The organism is Ktedonobacter racemifer DSM 44963 (assembly GCF_000178855.1).
GTDB lineage: Bacteria > Chloroflexota > Ktedonobacteria > Ktedonobacterales > Ktedonobacteraceae > Ktedonobacter > Ktedonobacter racemifer.
Window position 1 is genome coordinate 1,657,142 of record NZ_ADVG01000003.1, and the last position, 15,634, is coordinate 1,672,775.

The following is a 15,634-nucleotide window of genomic DNA, read 5'->3' on the forward strand; positions in this document are numbered from 1 at the left end:
ACCTATGCCTCTGTTGGGATGTTCTGGGCACAACGCTGCAACTTGGACAGAAAGTCAGCCCAGCCAGGGGTATGGTTGGCAATCAGAGTGGCCTTCTGTTCTGCTGTAATCGCGAGTTTCTCGAAACCGCTTTCTGTGAAGGAGAGCTTTGTCTCCGCACCATCCTCTATCAGTCTGAATGCAACCAGGGTTTGCTGATGGGTCGCTTTGGTTTCCTCATCGGGTGCAACCCACAAAAATGAGAAAAGATGCGGCTTCTCTACCTCCACAATTTCCAGCGGGGCTTCAAAGTTCTCGCCCCAGATCAGTCTGCCTTTTCCTCCTGGTCGCACGTCTATTTCTACCTGACTCCCAAACCACTGGCTGATGTATTCAGGCTTTGTGATGACTTCCCATACTGTTGCTATCGGTGCCTGAATGCTGATTTCTCGCTCGATCTTATCGGTCATAAAAACACTCCTGACGTTATGTAACGCAACTAACTATTCCAGAGTAGAGCACATGATGTGCAACTAAAGGTTGCACGTCATGTCTATTATTTTAATGAGAAAGAAGAACGTTGTCAAGAGGAGAGCAGGCTGTTTTCAAAAGGTGGACAACGTCAGAACGCCCTCGCTCTGGATACTGCTCAAAGAGGCTACCGAGGGCCTTTTGTCAGGAGGTTCCACCGGGCTCACTAATGCTCAGCTAAAAATCTCGTCGCGCAACCTGTATGACTCTCCTACCTCGTCGGAAGGGAAGCCACCCTTCCGACGAGGTAGGAGAGTCATACACGCAACCCTTGGGAGTTTCAAAGGCTTAATGCCTTCCGCAAGACTCAATGGTGAGCGTTTCCGCTTTTGCATCCCGCTTTGAGAAGAGTTATGCAACCTTTGGTTGCACATAATACCTATTGCAAGTGATATCAACGCTCTGAAAGAAGGGAACGATGACATGCAGCTACCTCTCACCAACCACACGCCATGGACATCTCGGTCTCAAGCGCTGCGAACCCGCCTGCTGCCACTTTATATCGCCGCTTTTTCGCAGGGGCTGGTGCTCTGGGCGCCCATCGAGAAGGTGTTTCTCCGGAGTCTTGGGTTTGACCAGGCCACCCTTGGCCTGATGGCCGCCTGCTACAGCAGCCTGATCCCCCTGCTCGATCTCTCCTCAGGCCTCCTTGCTGATCGCTGGAGCCGCAAGGGCATCCTCATGCTGGCCTCGCTCGCTGCCATGATCAACGCCCTGCTCGGGGGGCTCAGCTACAATGTCCCGACCTACCTGGTCAGCACCCTCTTCTTCGGGGTCGCGGTCGCCTTGGTGTCAGGCACCTACGAGTCCATCCTGTACGACACACTGCTGGAAGAGACCGGGCACGGGCTCGCCTTTGCCCAGCGTCTGAGCCAGGTCAAGCTGCTCAATAGCCTGGCCTTACTCCTCAGTGCGCTCGCTGGTGGGCTGGTGGCCGTACTGCTTTCACCTCGGCTGGCGTATTTTGCCACGATTCCGCTGGGGATTATTTCCCTGGGCGCCCTACTCACCTTCCAGGAACCTCATCTGCATCACACCGAGAAACGCACCTCATTCGTCAGTCATGTGCGGACTATTTCGCAGATCCTCTTCCAGCGGGGAAAAATTCTGCGCACCGTCTCTATCTTACTCGCCACCTCGCTCCTTCTCTCGGCGGTCTTCGAGTTTGGACCGCTATGGCAGTTGGCCCTGGCTGCTCCGGTTGGGCTCTACGGGGTAGCCAACGCGGCGGTGCTCTCGGCGGGAGGAGCAGGCTCCTGGCTTGCGGCTCGACTGACACTCGCGAAGCCAGCCAGCGTCGTGGGTATGGCCGGGTTGCTGGTGGCGTCGAGCCTGGCGCTGGTCGTCGTGAGAAGCGCGGTGATTGTTATCCTGGCCCAGGGGGTATTGGTTGCAGGAGGAGTCGCGGTCAATACGATTTTTACCCGCATGCTGCACGATTCCCTCCCCTCAGAGGTGCGAGCAGGAGCAGCCTCGGGGGTGGGAGCCCTCTCCTCGCTCGCCTTTGTGCTCTTCGCACTGCTCTTTGGGGTAATAAGCCAGCACGCTGGTATCTTTCACGCCGGGTGGATGGTAGTTGGGGTAACGCTGCTCGCCGGCGCGCTGTTGGTCAAAGGTGCTCACCGGTGAGTGTGGTGAGCACCTTTTCTTCTCTCCTCAAGAGACTGGAGAAGCCTTGGTCAAAATGGACGACTCTTGAGTCACACACCTATGTAGTAGCCTCAATTTACAAAATGGAAATGGAAGAACCCAGATGGGAAGCGGTTTCTCCAGAGTCTTCCTGGCCGATTCCTATGTTTCGCGCCGATTTCCCGGGTTTCACCCTAAAAATCGTCGAACATTCACGCTAAGACTTGTAACATCTGAGAGGGAACTGCCGTAGTAAAGAGAAGCTGCTGCCTCCCGGAGCGAGCTCGTCAAGCCCACCACAGACGTCAAGGTCAAGACAAGCGCGCCCCATACCGTCCCACCGCCACCTGCGCGACCTTGACGTTCCGTGGTCTGTAAATCAGTAGCTCGCCCCGGAGGGGACGCGGGGAACCGAGTTGCGGCAGACGGCAGGACACCAACGGGCAAGGGCACGGTCAGCAGCAGAGAAGAACATGGGGACCGCTTCGGCGGCTCCAGCAGGGAGGGCACTTCTTGAAGAAGCAAAAATTGGCTGCGCTGCCAAGATTGTTGAGCCTTCCATGACAAAACCTGGGTGAGAGAGGCCGGGACCCGTGGATATGCCCTGCCCAGATACACACGAAAGGTCTGCACCGGCATCATCAAAGACTTGTTAAGGATCGCAGCCTATCCCCCACTTAGCGTGAAAGAGTCGATTTCCATATTTACCAGAAGGTTCTCCGGTTCCAACTTCTCAGAGTAGCTAGCTCTCAGTTGCCTCCCTCAAAAATGAGTATTGCAGAACACTTGGTTGCATGTCAAGCTGGTCTATGTCAGGGTGTTGTGTGTATTTACTAGTGCAGGTTCAAGAAAGCTCTTGTGCAAAGAGGCGGAAGGCTGCTAGAATGAAGGCATGAAAGCCCCCCTCTATGTCAGAGCCTTGAGTCCAGTCGAACAAGCAGGGATCAAAGCTGGATTACACTCATCGAATGTCTTTACTCTTCGCCGAAGTCAGATTCTGCTGGCCTCTAGTCGAGAACAACGTCCCAAAGAAATCGCCCACAACCTGGGCTGTGCAACGCAAACCATACGCAATGCGATCCATGCTTTTGAGCAAAAAGGCTTGGAATGTCTCAAACAAGAATCTTCCCGGCCAAAAACGGTACGAGCGCAGTTTGACCAAGCCAGGTGTGAGGCGTTGCGAGCCCTGTTGCACCAGACTCCGCGAACGTTCGGCAAAACGACGAGTTGTTGGACGTTGGAATTGGCCGCAGAGGTCTGTGTTGAGCAGGGCTTGACGGGGAGCCAGGTGAGTCTCGAAACCATCCGACTTGCCCTCAAAAATCTTGGAGTCGGGTGGCAACGAGCTAAATACTGGATCACCAGCGTGCGCCGCGTCGGTGCATATGAAATCTCCGTATGATACGGAAGAGGAAGAGAGTGAAGACCTCTAGGACAAGAGCTTACCCGGAGCCGAAAGGCAAAGGTGGACAAGAGCATGCTCGAAGAAAGCGGAAGGCGGAAGAAGGCATGTATCCCGTAGATCCGCAAGTCCTGTGTGCATGAAACTCCGCAAGGAGGAGAGGTGATCCTGCCCCGAAATTGTGGAAGAGGAGAAGTTTCGGATATACTCTTCTCCAAGGAGGGAATGGATCATGCAGAAGGTACAAAAGACCTACACACCGGAGTTCAAGCGAGAAGCGGTGCGCCTGGCACAGACCAGTGGGAAACCCATCGCGCAGGTGGCCCGCGAGCTGGGCATTTCAGATACCTCGATTCATCAGTGGCGCAAGGAACTGGCTGAACACGGTTCCCAAGCTTTTCCAGGCAGTGGGCATCAAACGGATCAAGAAGAGGAAGTACGCTGACTGAAGCGTGAGTTGGAGATTGTCAAACAGGAGCGTGACATCTTAAAAAAGGCAGTGGGCATCTTTTCGCGAGAAAGATAGTGAGATATCAGTTCATTGCAGAGCACCAGCACGAGTATCCCATCGCGCTGATGTGCCGCGTGCTCGATGTCTCGGCCAGCGGCTATTACGCCTGGGGGAAACGCCAGCCGAGCGAGCACACGCGGAAAGATGCCGAACTGGCTGAACAGATCAGAATCGTGTTCCAGGCCAATCGTGGCGTGTACGGCAGCCCGCGAATCCATGCTGATCTGCAGGACCACGGGATCAAGTGCGCGCGCAAGCGGGTGGCTCGGTTGATGCGTGAACAGGGGCTGTATGCAAAGCGTCCCCGGCATCGCACCGTGACCACGCACAGCGATCCCGAGGCCCAGGCCGCGCCGAATCTGCTCCAACGGATTTTCAGTGCCGAAGAGCCCAACGCCAAATGGGTGGCAGATACGACGTACATCTGGACGGCAGAGGGCTGGCTGTACTTGGCTGTGGTGTTAGACTTGTTCTCGCGAATGGTCGTTGGCTGGTCAATGGCTGCAACTCAGGATACATCATTGGTTATCCAGGCGCTCCAGATGGCGATCGCTCGGCGTCATCCACCACCTGGCTTGCTCCACCACTCTGATCGTGGCAGTACCTATACCAGCATGAGCTACCAAACGGCCTTAGTCCAAGCAGACATGATGGTCAGCATGAGCCGAACGGCGGATTGTTACGACAATGCCGCGATGGAAAGCTTTTTTCATAGGCTGAAAGGAGAATGTCTCGACGAACAGGCATTTCAGACACGAGCACAAGCTAGGAGTGTGACCTTTGATTACATCGAAACGTTTTATAATCGGGTTCGAAGGCATTCCACACTCCAATATCTGAGTCCCCTCAGGTACGAACAATTGATGAGCTAAATCTCCTCTTTGAGGACTTCACTTTTTCGGGTAAAGATCAATAACGTTCCTCTTCACTCTGCGTGAGATTCAGAAGTGGGATGAGGTGGAGCGTCACGCTGAGCCAGGAACGCCTTTTTATGTGCAATCTTGTGTTGCAAAGCCGTCATGTGCTGCTCCAGCCTCTGCATTTGCTGCTTGAGAGCGTGCTGGTGTTGTTCAAGGATGTGCAGGCGCTCAGTTGCCGTAGCCTCTCCCTGGCGGCGAAGCTCGGCAAAGTGGTGAATCTGCGCGAGAGGCATCCCCGTTTCGCGTAAGTTGATAACCAGGCCAATCCAGTCAATGTCCTTTTGTGTGTAGCGACGATGGCCGCTTGATGCGCGGCTCACCGGCTCAAGCAGTCCAATGTGCTCATAGTAGCGTAGGGTATCGATGGAGAGCCCTGTTCTTTCCGCAACCCGTTGGATCGAGAATTCTGTTTCCATGCAGGAACTATACAACCTGAAGTGCACTCCAGGTCAAGAGGGTATCAGAGAAAAATTTCTTAATACCTAAGGAGATGGATTCACCTAATTGCGATTAGTTGAAACTATGCCCGTGTCTCAAGTATATCTACCGAGTACTGGATGTTAGCGAGGACGCCCAGGTTTTTTCTTTGATGGCCTGGTTACCTGTACATGCGCTTTTTTGCACGAGTACCGTGCAATATATCGGAGAAGCATGGCTGACTGCTCTCCTTGCCGATTTGCATGAGCAGAATGCGGAATTCCGTAACTGGTGGTTGCGCTATGATATCCAGGGCATTCATCGGGAACGAAAAGAACAGGATTATCCAGTTGTTGGACAGCTGATCCTCCAATCCACATCCTTTTAGAATATGAGCTCCCCCGACTTACGAATGGCGGTCTACACGCCGCTTCCAGAAGCAGATACAGAGAAGAAACTGATGCAATTAGCACAGCGGAACGAGAACTTGGCGATGGTGCGAACAGGAGATTGCGTGCGTGAACGAAGGCCGCATGCTGCCTCCGGCCCTTTCGGGGATGCGAATTTACCAAAATTTTGTATTCTACTATTTATAGAATCACCTGTTCAAAATATGACATTCTCTTGAAGAGAACGTTGGCTTTGTCGCACATCCATCACATCTTAACAGGAAGCAAGAGGATTCTGTCGCGCCATTCTGGTCGCATTTCCATCGATCACGCACCCCGATTCTTTTTACCGGAGTTTGCTCAGCGGCGAACCGCTGAGCAAACCCTCATAAGCAGACTCTGCGCGGGGCTTGCCCCCGCTCTCAACACGCCTAGAGCCACTCCTGCAATTGCGCCAGATAGTCGCGTACCTGCAGCATTTCAAACTAACGAAGTAACTCACACCCGTGCAGATAACAATCAAGTTTTTTTCGTCTTGTGCTTCCTCTGTGAAAGAAGAGATACGCTCCTTCTTCTCTTCGGGTGCGCTTCTAATGTAGGCCCATCACACGTATACCTCATCAATTTTGGCTCTACAAAGCTGGGGAGGCTCATTTTTCTCAGTTACTTTTGCTTTCCCAATGTTGACCCCAGGCTTTCATAGCATAAATAGCTGGACGGAGTTCATTTCCTTTTTCAGTCAAGGCATATTCAACCATTGGAGGAGTTGTAGGGTGAACGGTGCGCTGAATAATACCATTGTCTTCCAGATGGCGAAGCGTTGCCGCTAACGACTTCGGACTAATTCGTTGAATCGAACGTTTGAGTTCGCCATATCTTTTTGCTTCATGGAACAGTTCTCGTATTACCAGAAAAGACCATTTACCACCAACAGCGTCCAGTGCCTTTTCAATCGAACAGACTTCACAATCATTTTCCTGAATGACCCACGTGCTCTTTTCTTTTAAGACCATCTACTTTCCTCTCCCTATCTAGTAACCATGAGATACTACATTTCCAGAAGTAACTCGCTCTATTTTACAGGGTATGGCATGAACGATCAAGATGTCTTAATTTCATCCAGCCGAGGCAGGAGACCCCCGCATTCATGCGCGGGGAGGAATGCCGAGCCCTTCTAAGGCGCATGGGTGGCGGGGTCTGCCCTCTCCTTTCCGGTTTTGTTGTCTTGAACAAGAATAAAAATAGAGACGCTAAGAACAGGCTAGAGCAAAGGCACTCCTCTGACTCAAGAGAAACTGTTTGTGACGCATGGATACCTGCGTTAGCCAGACTGTTCAGCATGCACGAATCGGCATGAGCGCCAACGCCCTGTACACGAGTCAACCTGTGTACTGCTACCTTTCTCATACTCGAACGTGTGTAAACACTCCCGAGCGGTCAGTTGTTCCTGTTTCTCAGCCAGTTGCCATTGCACGAGAACCTTTGGATCAGCCCTCTCGTTTCGGTCTCACACCAGCTCCACAGGCATTTAACGTCACGGTCGTAGCCACTACCCAGGACGGCCAACTTGAGGCTCTGCTCGTTGGCGAAGCATTTCCATGGCGAACCAGGCCAGGTTCAAAGCGGCGTTCAAATCCCGGTCGATCACCAGTCCACAGATCTGGCACTGGTAGGTGCGGTGTTTGAGCGGCATGCGTTTCTTGACATGCCCGCAGCACGAACAGCGTTTGGTCGAAGGAAACCAGCGAGAGGCGATGAAGAGCTCTCCCCCGGCGTTGGCCACTTTGGTCTTGAGGAACTGCAACAGTTGCCCCATCGCGGCATCAGCCACGGCACGCGACAGCTTCCGGTTGGCCATCATCCCCAGGATGTTGAGGTCTTCGATGCCGATGGCTCCACAGGTGCGCGCCAGTTCGGTCGTGAACTTGTGCTGCACATCTCGGCGCATGTTGGCGATCTGCTGATGCTTGCGCGCGACCTTGAGCCGTTGCTTCTCGTAATTCTTACTGAACACGGTTCGCTTGGTTTGAGGGTCTTTCGTCTTCTGTTTTTTACTGAGTTGGCGTTGCAGCTTGCCGAGTTTCTTGAGATGGAGCGCTAATGGCCTTTGGTTCTCAAGCCTGCGTCCATCGCTCACTACAGCAGCTTGCTTTACGCCCACATCTACCCCCACCACTGGTTCGGGAGTGTTGGGGCACTCCCGTGTGGTTTCTACCCGGATGGAGACGTACCAGTGGCCCGCTTCACAGCAGACCGTCGCCCCCAGGATCTTGACGCGTTCGCACACGACGTGCTTGCGCTTGTTGCGCTTCTTCGTGGGAGTGGTGGCTTTCCCCTTTTCGACGAAGCGCAGTTTTTCGGCGAGGTTCACCGTTCCCAGTTTGCGTAAGAGCTTGCCGCGGTCCTTCTTCGTTTGGCGTTGATCGAGGATGAAGCGACCCAAGCCAGGAATGGAGATCCAATGGGTCCCCACGACGAATTTATCGTTGGAGAGATAGAACGACTCGTGCGACTTCCCCTTTTTCTTGTACTGGGGGTAGTTCGCTCTCCCCGCGAAGAAGTTGTCATAGGCGTTTTTGAGGTCATCGAACGCACCTCCCACCACACACTTCGTCACCTGATAGGTCCACGGATATTCCTGCTCCCGGATCTGGTTGAATTGCTTCTTGAGTGCGAGGGCATGTGGCGGTTTGAGCACGCGCTGCTCTTCAGGAACGATTTCCTGCTCAGCTGTATACGCCTGATACTGCTTCTCCCACTGCTCCCGTCCCCAGTTGTAGATAAAGCGCCTCGTGCCACAGGCTCGTTTGAGATACTCTACCTGTTCAGGAGTGGGGTTCATCCGGATCTTGTGCGCGGTTTTCATCCTTCAGCGCCTTTTCTACCGCTTTGCGGTAATTCCGCAGGCCATCCAATCTCGATGAAAAACAGTGGAGAATGCTCATCACATCCTGGACAAGCTCTTGTTCTGGAGAGAGCGTCTCCGTGTTCATCACGACCAATTCCGTGTGGTGGGTCTCGCACAGATGCTTGATCAGAGCAAAGCCAAAGCGCGCCAGCCGATCCTGGTGAGCAATGAGCACACGCTCCACTTCTCCTGCCACAATGGCATCCACCAGAGCCAGAAACCGTTTGCGCTCAACATTGAGACCCCCACCAATCTCCATCATCCACTCGTCCACCACTAGCTGCTTTGAGACCGCGTAGCTCGAGAGCGCTACTCGTTGGTTCTGCAAGTCCGGTCGTTGAGCAGGACTGGACACCCGGCAATAGGCGATCGTGCGGCGAGCGGCTGGTCGCTGAGGAAGGTTGAGCGCCGTGGCCAGATCGGCCTCAGTATAATAGCGACGCCCAGAAAGCGTTCGTTTGGCTTTGAGCCTACCTTCCCGGTCCCAGCGCTGCAACGTTTTCACGCTGACACCCACCTGCTTGGCAAACTGTGTGACTGAGTACATGTAATAATTTTAGTTCACTTTCACACACTTTGTCAATACCTGGTACATATCTCCTTTTCGTGTGGGGCGCTCGGATACGTCCGAGGGGCTTTGGTTGAAAGCCTTGTCACCCGTCCCAACGGCCTTCAGGCTTTGCTGGTCAATGCGTCCACCCCTGGTCCCCTGGTGAGAGGGAGGTGAGGTGCAAGCCTCTGCATTTATGCATGGGGTGTGGTGACTGATAGGAATGCACACCTCTCTCCAACATCTGCTCGTGGACGAACTACTTCAACTGTCCGATTGCCGCCGACAGTGGCAAGTGGGGAAGCGAGTGGGATGCAGCACTAGAACCGGGTCAAGGAGCCTTGCCCTTTCGTCCCCGCTTGATCGTGACATCCTTCACTTCGGCACATACAAGAGAGGGAATTCCTTACGCTCGCACCTATGGTGCCGTCTGAGGCAGGGGGGAGGCTATACTTCCAATTTCTCCCCCTGCCTCAGACGGCAGCGTTTCAGATGAAGTGTGTCAATCCACTGGTAACCTTGAGGTAAGTATGTGCAACGAAAGTGCGTACTATTCAATTACTCAATAGTCGTTTATCATTTCCTCACTGCTCACAGGAAGACAAGAGCACCTCAGGTCCATCATAGCCGATGAATCTCTCATGTATCATCGTGTCACGACAAGAAATATTGTGAAGAGGTACAGTCATGCAAAAAAAACGTTTCGGAAAAACTGATATACAGATTACACCTATTGGCCTGGGAGCTTGGGCAATTGGTGGCCCATGGAAAGCTGGCTGGGGCCCACAAGATGACCATGAATCAGAGGATACCATCAAGCGCGCACTGGATCTGGGCATCAACTGGATTGACACAGCTGCCGCTTATGGTCTAGGCCATTCCGAAGAGGTCGTAGGGAGAGCGATTAAGGGACGCGAACGTCCCTATATCTTCACCAAGTGCTCTCTGGTTTGGGGAGAAAACAATGAAGAGAGAGGAGTGACCAATAGCCTCAAAGCAGCGTCGATCAAACGTGAGGTTGAGGACAGCTTGCGACGACTCGACATTGATGTGATCGACCTTTACCAGATTCACTGGCCTAATCCTGATCCCGACCTTGAAGAAGGCTGGAGCACACTCGCCGAACTAAAAAAAGAAGGCAAAGTACGCCATATTGGTGTTTCTAATTTCTCCGTCGAGCAGATGCAACGTGCTGAGAAAATCGCACCCGTCGAGACGCTTCAGCCACCCTACTCTCTAGTCCGCCCTGATGTAGAGAAAGAGATTTTACCTTATTGTGGACAACATGATATTGGGGTCATCGTTTATTCACCAATGGCTTCTGGTTTGCTGACGGGGGCAATGAGCAAGAAGCGCATGAATCAGCTGGCAGAGGATGACTGGCGCAAAACACATCCTAACTTCACGGGCGCAAATCTTGAGCGTAATCTCCAGATAGCTGCGTTACTGGACCTCATTGGTAAAGAGCACAATGTCACAGCCGGTACCGTTGCTATAGCCTGGACGCTAAGCAATCCCACCGTTACTGCCGCCATTGTTGGTGCACGCCGCCCTCAGCAGATTGCAGAACTGGCTGCAGCCGCTGACTTCCATTTGAGCGAGGATGAGCTTCAGCTGATCACTAGTTTTGTTACTGCACATCCTAAGGATGTAAACGCCTAGTGACGACTCCCCACGGCTAAAGCCATGGGGAGGATGTCAACAGAGAAATAAGACAAGAGGGAAATGATACCTATCAAAAGAGGCAGGATGTAATCTTGTGCAAAGTGTAGTGTGAAACGTATTACCTGAAAAGTATGTGATTTGGTGGATGCTGGGAGCAGAGAGAGACCATCTTGCCGTCTTCAATCGATAAGGCATCCCTTGGTGGAAATAATCCGGGGGCAGGGCTCGAACCTGCGTCCAGTCGGACCTAGAGCCAACCGCTCTACCACTGAGCTACCCCGGAAACCACAGCAAGTATACTCCTGTGCAAAGTGACTCGTCAATGAAGATGCGATAATTTAATCTGTTTTCCTGAAAAGAACCCTGCTTTTCGTAAGAAGGTGGCGAGATAGGGATTTTCAACGGTAACCCCATGCACCAGTTCAGGAGTAGGTCGAAATTGTGCGACCGCTTTTCGTGGCCTTGGCGTCGTCCACCCTGACTGCTCTGAGTCTAGGCCATGTTTTCGGCACACGTCTTCTACCATCTGGCGTGTGCAAGTAGCGGTTCCCGAAAGCACTTCCCAAGGAAGAGGAAGTTCCTTCCACACCTCGGTATTGGTATCAAGCTTTCCCCCTGACCTGTAGTGCCATGCTACTACGTCAGCGGCCATGAGCCTGAGGACTTTCCCTGGACAAATCTTCTCAAGTATTTCTTCCATGCCCAGTGCATAGACCAAAGCAACCCAGTGGTCTCTGGCTCTGTTCCACGCCCCTGCCAGAATATTCCAGGTACTGGAGTCATTCCCAGGCCGAACAACCATCGTTTCTCGCCGAATATGTGATTTTCCCCATGTCTCCTCAAGCAGTCCCGCTATTTCTTGCAAGACGGTAAACCATTTCCCGAGTAAATCCCCCTTCTGTTCATCGCTCAGATGCACCAGCACATCCTGGGTTGGATAAGCATGAGCAATGGCCCACCAGTTGGTGGTAGCACTCTCTCGGCAGCGGGAGAATAACATATCTGCTATCTCATCATATGGTTTCTGCTGCCCAGCAATCGTGAACTCACTTCGCAAGTTACAGCGAGCCGCATAATAGGCGATGAAGCAGGCGCTATTCTCATCTGCGGCGAACGATTCCCAGGAGAGCTTTGAGCTAAAGCCCGATTTGCCCATCTGCGTCCATTCCAGTTTTTTCCATTCGCAGATCAGCGTCTGAAGTTTGGCCTCCATTCGCGTGAGTATGCGGAAGAGCTTGTTGTAACGCCGTCGCGAGAGGTCCAGGCCAGCAACCTTCCGAGCTCCATGATTCAATCGATGCGTTTGAAAATCGTTCCGTCCAAAATCTTTCCTGATCTGCTGGCTGACCTGGCGAATATAGTCCTCGACAAGCGTAGGATCATCACATTGATCTGCAGCGAGAGGAGGAGTAGCGAATAACTGTCCGGCAACTGCGGCCTGGCGAACAAGGCCAACTGGTCTTGCGAAGTCTTCCAGCATGGAGGTATATGCCAGGAAGTGTTGTTTGAGTGATCCCTGGGCAGCCTGTTGTAGGACGGCTTTTTGCTTTCCACTGAGCTGGTCGCCCAACTGCTCTACGATCAATTGCGCAATATCTTCTGGTCTTTTTCTCTGATGAAGCGATTGAAACAGCTTTTCCATGTTACTCATATGCATCACAAATCCTCTTACGCATGCTGTTCACCTTACGTTTTCTGAGATGTTCCATTCCGATCCCCTATCAGTATTCCTTCCAGTCAACGTGCTTATCCCGGAACTATAGGACTTTCTATCTGTATCTTTGTTTTTCGTCTACTCGCCTTTATCCGTCGGTTCCCCGCTCAATGCTGCGCTTCTTTTGCAGAGGATGGCCTCTGGTCCTTTGATACTCTACAAGAAGCAGATGTCCTTTGGCAAGTCGTGCGCAATGGCTTCACTCAGGACACCACTTGGTTCTCGCGTTATGAGTCGGGTCGACAGTTTATGCAGGCGCGTCACGGCGGCGATCAGCGATACGGGCATGAATGCGTGCTACTTTGAGACGTGCCTTGTCTCGGTTTTTTGAGCCCTTTTTCTTCCTGGCATGACAACGTTGGGCTTTGGCAAGTTTCTTTTCATCCTTGTGGAAGAACCTGGGATTGCCCACCACTTCGCCTGTTGAGAGGACCACAAAGGACTTTAAGCCAAGATCAGCACCAATCACCTGCTCATTGGCAGGTACATGCTCAATCTCATCTTCCACAAGGATGCTGATGCGCGTAACGGCCAGCACAGTCTTTGGAGATGGTCACACTCGAAGGGGGTGCGTCTTTTGGCAGAGGGCGCGACCAGCGTATATCAAGGGGGGCGTTCATCTTGGCGAGTGTGATAGCTCCATTGTGCCAGGTAAAAGCGTTTGCGGTATAGGTGGCGGATTGATTGTTGTGTTTTTTGTGGAAGGTGGGGTACTTGGCACGCCCTTCAAAGAAGTTGAGAAACGCTTTGTCCAGGTGACGAAGAGCTTGCTGCAAGGGCACGCTAGAAACGGCGTTCAACCAGTGTGTCTCTTCTTGCTTTTTCAAGTCAGTCAACAGGAGACTCAACTCTTTGTAATAGAGTCGCTGATGGTCGTTGTAATAGGCATCGGTTTTCTTGCGCAATGCCCAGTTATAGACGAAGCGACAGCACCCAAAGGTTTGAGCAAGGATCTGCTGTTGTTCTGGCGTGGGATAAACTAAGCGCATGGGTCGCCCCATCCGCTCGTCTGCAAAACCGAGCATGAAGATTTCTCTTCACTCGGCTCCTCAATCATATGGCCCTTGTTATGGGTACCATGTCTTTGGTCGTGGCAATGTCGGTGGAGAGCACACTTGTTACTCAGTTCCTCTCCTCCTCCCTCACTTTTAGGAGTGATGTGGTCTATCTCGATTTGATCTCCTTCGCGGAACTGCAAATCGCACCATCTACACTTGCCTTGCTGCTTCAGAAGCAGCATCGCCAGTGTTCCTCTCGTTGTTGGGTGGTTTTTCAGTCGTTGGCTCCAATACATGAGGTTTCCGTCATAGGGGCTGGCAGCACCTTTTACTTTGACATGTCGTTGGATCTTCGTCGCATCATGCCTTCTCAGGTCATAATCTTCGGAGGTTGCAAAGATGCTGTATTGGCCTTCGCCTCTCTTCCAGTACCTTTGCCTAATCCAATGTCTGTTTTTGTTTGGGTGCCTACGAATTGCCCACGACCATAGCTGTTGCTGAAGAATGTAGTCACATCTACTGTACTCAGCCTTGGAGCAGACTGTTCTGTAGTAGTTGGACCATCCCCTGATGATGGCAGAAAGTTCCTTAATCAGTTGTCCTTGCGGCGCTGATCTCCGTTTGTTGATTTGCTGCTTCATCTGGGCTATGTGTCGTTTGACGGCTTCTTTGCTCGGTTTGATGATCGTTTTGAAGCCAAGCGGAGTGCCTTGTGAGTTTGTCCCTGTACGGTTCTTTCCTACCGGATATTGCCGGATGGAAAATCCTAGAAACTCGAATCCCACATTTCCTTCATAGGGTGTGAGCGTGTGGCTTATTCTCGTTTTACTTGGCTTCAGTTCCAGTCCCATGTCCCTTAACCAGTCATTGATTCTTGTTTTCACTTCAAGGATGGTTTCTAGCGTTGAATGAAAGACCACTAGATCATCGGCGTATCGTACCATTTGGGGTTTATCCCTTGTGGTCCTCTTTACGCCTTTGAGAGCCTCTTCCAGCCCGTACAACGCTATATTCATGAGTAAAGGAGAGACAACGCCACCCTGCGGGGTTCCGCTGGGTGTAGGTGTGAATTCCCCCTCTGTCATGACTCCCGATTTGAGCCAGGCCTGGACGGCCTGTCTCAGACGTGGATAGGTCTGAAGTTTTTTCAAGAGTGCTGTCTGGTCAATGTTATCGAAACAGCCCCGGATGTCAGCGTCAAGGACATATTTTGCCTTTTTTCCGATATCCAGAAAGATTGCTGCGATAGCATCGTGACAGGATCGTCCAGGGCGAAAACCATAGCTGTTCACCTCAAAGCGAGCTTCCCATTCTGGTTCGAGCGCGGATTTCACAAGACATTGTCGTCCGCGCTCATACATCGTAGGAATCCCTAAAGGCCGTTGTTCGTTTTTTCCAGGCTTGGGGATAAATACCCTTCGGACTGGTTTTACTTTCTGCGGCCATTGTTTGGGATGAATGAGCGATGCCACCTGTCGCCTCTGTTGAGGTTTCAAGTTCTTCACTCCATCAACCCCCGCTGTTTTCTTGCCCTGGTTATCCTGTGAGACGCGGCGTACAGCAAGAAGCCTTGCTGCTTCCGATTTCATCAAGAGCTTTTGAAGTTTTTGGACTGCACGTTGATTGCCACGTTGACTGGCTCGGTAGATTCTCTTTTGGATGCGGTAGACATGCTGCTCAAACTTGCGCCAGGGCAACTTGTTCCAAGCCTCACTCTCAGGGTCAATTTTCTTCTTGATCCTGGGTGCTTTCCTATTTGCTATCGTACTTGATCTTCTACTTTCCATACAACTGTGTCCACGTCAGCCTATCCTCTCGCTTTCCGAGAGGCATTCGCTTCTTGGACAATCCTTCCGTCGTGCTGCTTGCGGTTGGCACCTGCTCATGGTATCGACCCCCATGAGAGCAAACACGCGGTTACTCCGTTCCGTTGCTCTGTTTTGCGCTACCGTAGGTGTGCATTCTCCACCGGAGTCCTGACAGATAGGCAATGGAGCTGTACCATCTCCATTGTGTACTCG

At 52.2% G+C, this 15,634-nt stretch carries 14 protein-coding genes and 1 pseudogene; 5 read left to right on the top strand and 10 right to left on the bottom strand.

The features are described from left to right. Positions 1-2: 2 nt before the first annotated feature. The gene (locus tag KRAC_RS36310; protein WP_007916069.1) at positions 3-449 is read right to left on the bottom strand and encodes an SRPBCC domain-containing protein; all 447 of its coding nucleotides are present in this window, start codon (positions 447-449) and stop codon (positions 3-5) included. 484 nt (positions 450-933) lie between these two features. Between KRAC_RS36310 and KRAC_RS36315 the strand changes: the two genes are divergently transcribed. Further along, on the top strand, positions 934-2,139 hold the full coding sequence (locus KRAC_RS36315) for an MFS transporter (RefSeq protein WP_007916072.1): 1,206 nt from the start codon (positions 934-936) through the stop codon (positions 2,137-2,139). A 379-nt stretch (positions 2,140-2,518) separates the two neighbouring features. On the opposite strand, the gene KRAC_RS72050 is transcribed toward KRAC_RS36315, so the two are convergent. Next, entirely contained in the window at positions 2,519-2,683 is a 165-nt protein-coding gene (locus KRAC_RS72050; RefSeq protein ID WP_157507489.1) for a hypothetical protein, read from the bottom strand. 348 nt (positions 2,684-3,031) lie between these two features. Between KRAC_RS72050 and KRAC_RS36320 the strand changes: the two genes are divergently transcribed. Together KRAC_RS36320 and KRAC_RS36330 are read left to right on the top strand one after the other, a co-directional pair. Next, complete coding sequence (locus KRAC_RS36320) at positions 3,032-3,541, top strand: helix-turn-helix domain-containing protein (RefSeq protein ID WP_007916080.1); 510 nt, start codon at positions 3,032-3,034, stop codon at positions 3,539-3,541. Between the two features lie 232 nt (positions 3,542-3,773). Beyond that, positions 3,774-4,924, top strand: a pseudogene (locus tag KRAC_RS36330) (IS3 family transposase). Positions 4,925-4,977: 53 nt separating this feature from the next. Here the strand turns inward: KRAC_RS36330 and KRAC_RS36335 are convergent. Next, entirely contained in the window at positions 4,978-5,388 is a 411-nt protein-coding gene (locus tag KRAC_RS36335; protein WP_007916086.1) for a MerR family transcriptional regulator, read from the bottom strand. 215 nt (positions 5,389-5,603) lie between these two features. Here KRAC_RS36335 and KRAC_RS72055 point away from each other — a divergent pair, with 215 nt between their 5' ends. Beyond that, positions 5,604-5,777 carry an MmyB family transcriptional regulator gene (locus tag KRAC_RS72055; RefSeq protein ID WP_157507491.1) on the top strand — a complete coding sequence of 58 codons (174 nt, stop codon included), beginning with the start codon at positions 5,604-5,606 and terminating at the stop codon, positions 5,775-5,777. 660 nt (positions 5,778-6,437) lie between these two features. On the opposite strand, the gene KRAC_RS36345 is transcribed toward KRAC_RS72055, so the two are convergent. The 3 genes from KRAC_RS36345 to KRAC_RS36355 all read right to left on the bottom strand — a co-directional run bounded on the left by KRAC_RS36345 (position 6,438) and on the right by KRAC_RS36355 (position 9,233). Further along, the gene (locus KRAC_RS36345; RefSeq protein WP_007916095.1) at positions 6,438-6,791 is read right to left on the bottom strand and encodes a winged helix-turn-helix transcriptional regulator; all 354 of its coding nucleotides are present in this window, start codon (positions 6,789-6,791) and stop codon (positions 6,438-6,440) included. A gap of 536 nt (positions 6,792-7,327) precedes the next feature. Next, on the bottom strand, positions 7,328-8,644 hold the full coding sequence (locus KRAC_RS36350; protein WP_007916097.1) for an RNA-guided endonuclease InsQ/TnpB family protein: 1,317 nt from the start codon (positions 8,642-8,644) through the stop codon (positions 7,328-7,330). After that, positions 8,604-9,233 carry an IS607 family transposase gene (locus KRAC_RS36355; RefSeq protein ID WP_007916099.1) on the bottom strand — a complete coding sequence of 210 codons (630 nt, stop codon included), beginning with the start codon at positions 9,231-9,233 and terminating at the stop codon, positions 8,604-8,606. The genes KRAC_RS36350 and KRAC_RS36355 overlap by 41 nt, the downstream gene beginning before the upstream one ends. A 690-nt stretch (positions 9,234-9,923) precedes the next feature. Here KRAC_RS36355 and KRAC_RS36360 point away from each other — a divergent pair. Next, complete coding sequence (locus tag KRAC_RS36360) at positions 9,924-10,898, top strand: aldo/keto reductase (RefSeq protein ID WP_007916101.1); 975 nt, start codon at positions 9,924-9,926, stop codon at positions 10,896-10,898. A 322-nt stretch (positions 10,899-11,220) separates the two neighbouring features. Here KRAC_RS36360 and KRAC_RS36370 read toward each other — a convergent pair whose 3' ends face one another. From KRAC_RS36370 to ltrA, 4 genes are all read right to left on the bottom strand, one after another. Further along, positions 11,221-12,552, bottom strand: a complete 1,332-nt coding sequence (locus KRAC_RS36370; protein WP_040446522.1) for a hypothetical protein — start codon at positions 12,550-12,552, stop codon at positions 11,221-11,223. Between the two features lie 310 nt (positions 12,553-12,862). Continuing rightward, complete coding sequence (locus tag KRAC_RS76660; protein WP_244422427.1) at positions 12,863-13,123, bottom strand: transposase; 261 nt, start codon at positions 13,121-13,123, stop codon at positions 12,863-12,865. Beyond that, positions 13,113-13,640: an RNA-guided endonuclease InsQ/TnpB family protein gene (locus KRAC_RS76665; protein WP_244422428.1), complete on the bottom strand. Its 528-nt coding sequence runs from the start codon at positions 13,638-13,640 to the stop codon at positions 13,113-13,115. Before KRAC_RS76665 ends, KRAC_RS76660 begins: the two co-directional genes overlap by 11 nt. Beyond that, positions 13,595-15,400: a group II intron reverse transcriptase/maturase gene (ltrA, locus tag KRAC_RS36380; protein ID WP_007915677.1), complete on the bottom strand. Its 1,806-nt coding sequence runs from the start codon at positions 15,398-15,400 to the stop codon at positions 13,595-13,597. Before ltrA ends, KRAC_RS76665 begins: the two co-directional genes overlap by 46 nt. Positions 15,401-15,634 lie beyond the last annotated feature (234 nt).

Bases quoted from the DNA above. Each gene is read 5' to 3' on its own strand.
- KRAC_RS36310 (WP_007916069.1), bottom strand. From the start codon at position 449: ATGACCGATAAGATCGAGCGAGAAATCAGCATTCAGGCACCGATAGCA.
- KRAC_RS36315 (WP_007916072.1), top strand. From the start codon at position 934: ATGCAGCTACCTCTCACCAACCACACGCCATGGACATCTCGGTCTCAA.
- KRAC_RS36320 (WP_007916080.1), top strand. From the start codon at position 3,032: ATGAAAGCCCCCCTCTATGTCAGAGCCTTGAGTCCAGTCGAACAAGCA.
- KRAC_RS36335 (WP_007916086.1), bottom strand. From the start codon at position 5,388: ATGGAAACAGAATTCTCGATCCAACGGGTTGCGGAAAGAACAGGGCTC.
- KRAC_RS36345 (WP_007916095.1), bottom strand. From the start codon at position 6,791: ATGGTCTTAAAAGAAAAGAGCACGTGGGTCATTCAGGAAAATGATTGT.
- KRAC_RS36350 (WP_007916097.1), bottom strand. From the start codon at position 8,644: ATGAAAACCGCGCACAAGATCCGGATGAACCCCACTCCTGAACAGGTA.
- KRAC_RS36355 (WP_007916099.1), bottom strand. From the start codon at position 9,233: ATGTACTCAGTCACACAGTTTGCCAAGCAGGTGGGTGTCAGCGTGAAA.
- KRAC_RS36360 (WP_007916101.1), top strand. From the start codon at position 9,924: ATGCAAAAAAAACGTTTCGGAAAAACTGATATACAGATTACACCTATT.
- KRAC_RS36370 (WP_040446522.1), bottom strand. From the start codon at position 12,552: ATGAGTAACATGGAAAAGCTGTTTCAATCGCTTCATCAGAGAAAAAGA.
- KRAC_RS76665 (WP_244422428.1), bottom strand. From the start codon at position 13,640: ATGCTCGGTTTTGCAGACGAGCGGATGGGGCGACCCATGCGCTTAGTT.
- ltrA (WP_007915677.1), bottom strand. From the start codon at position 15,400: ATGGAAAGTAGAAGATCAAGTACGATAGCAAATAGGAAAGCACCCAGG.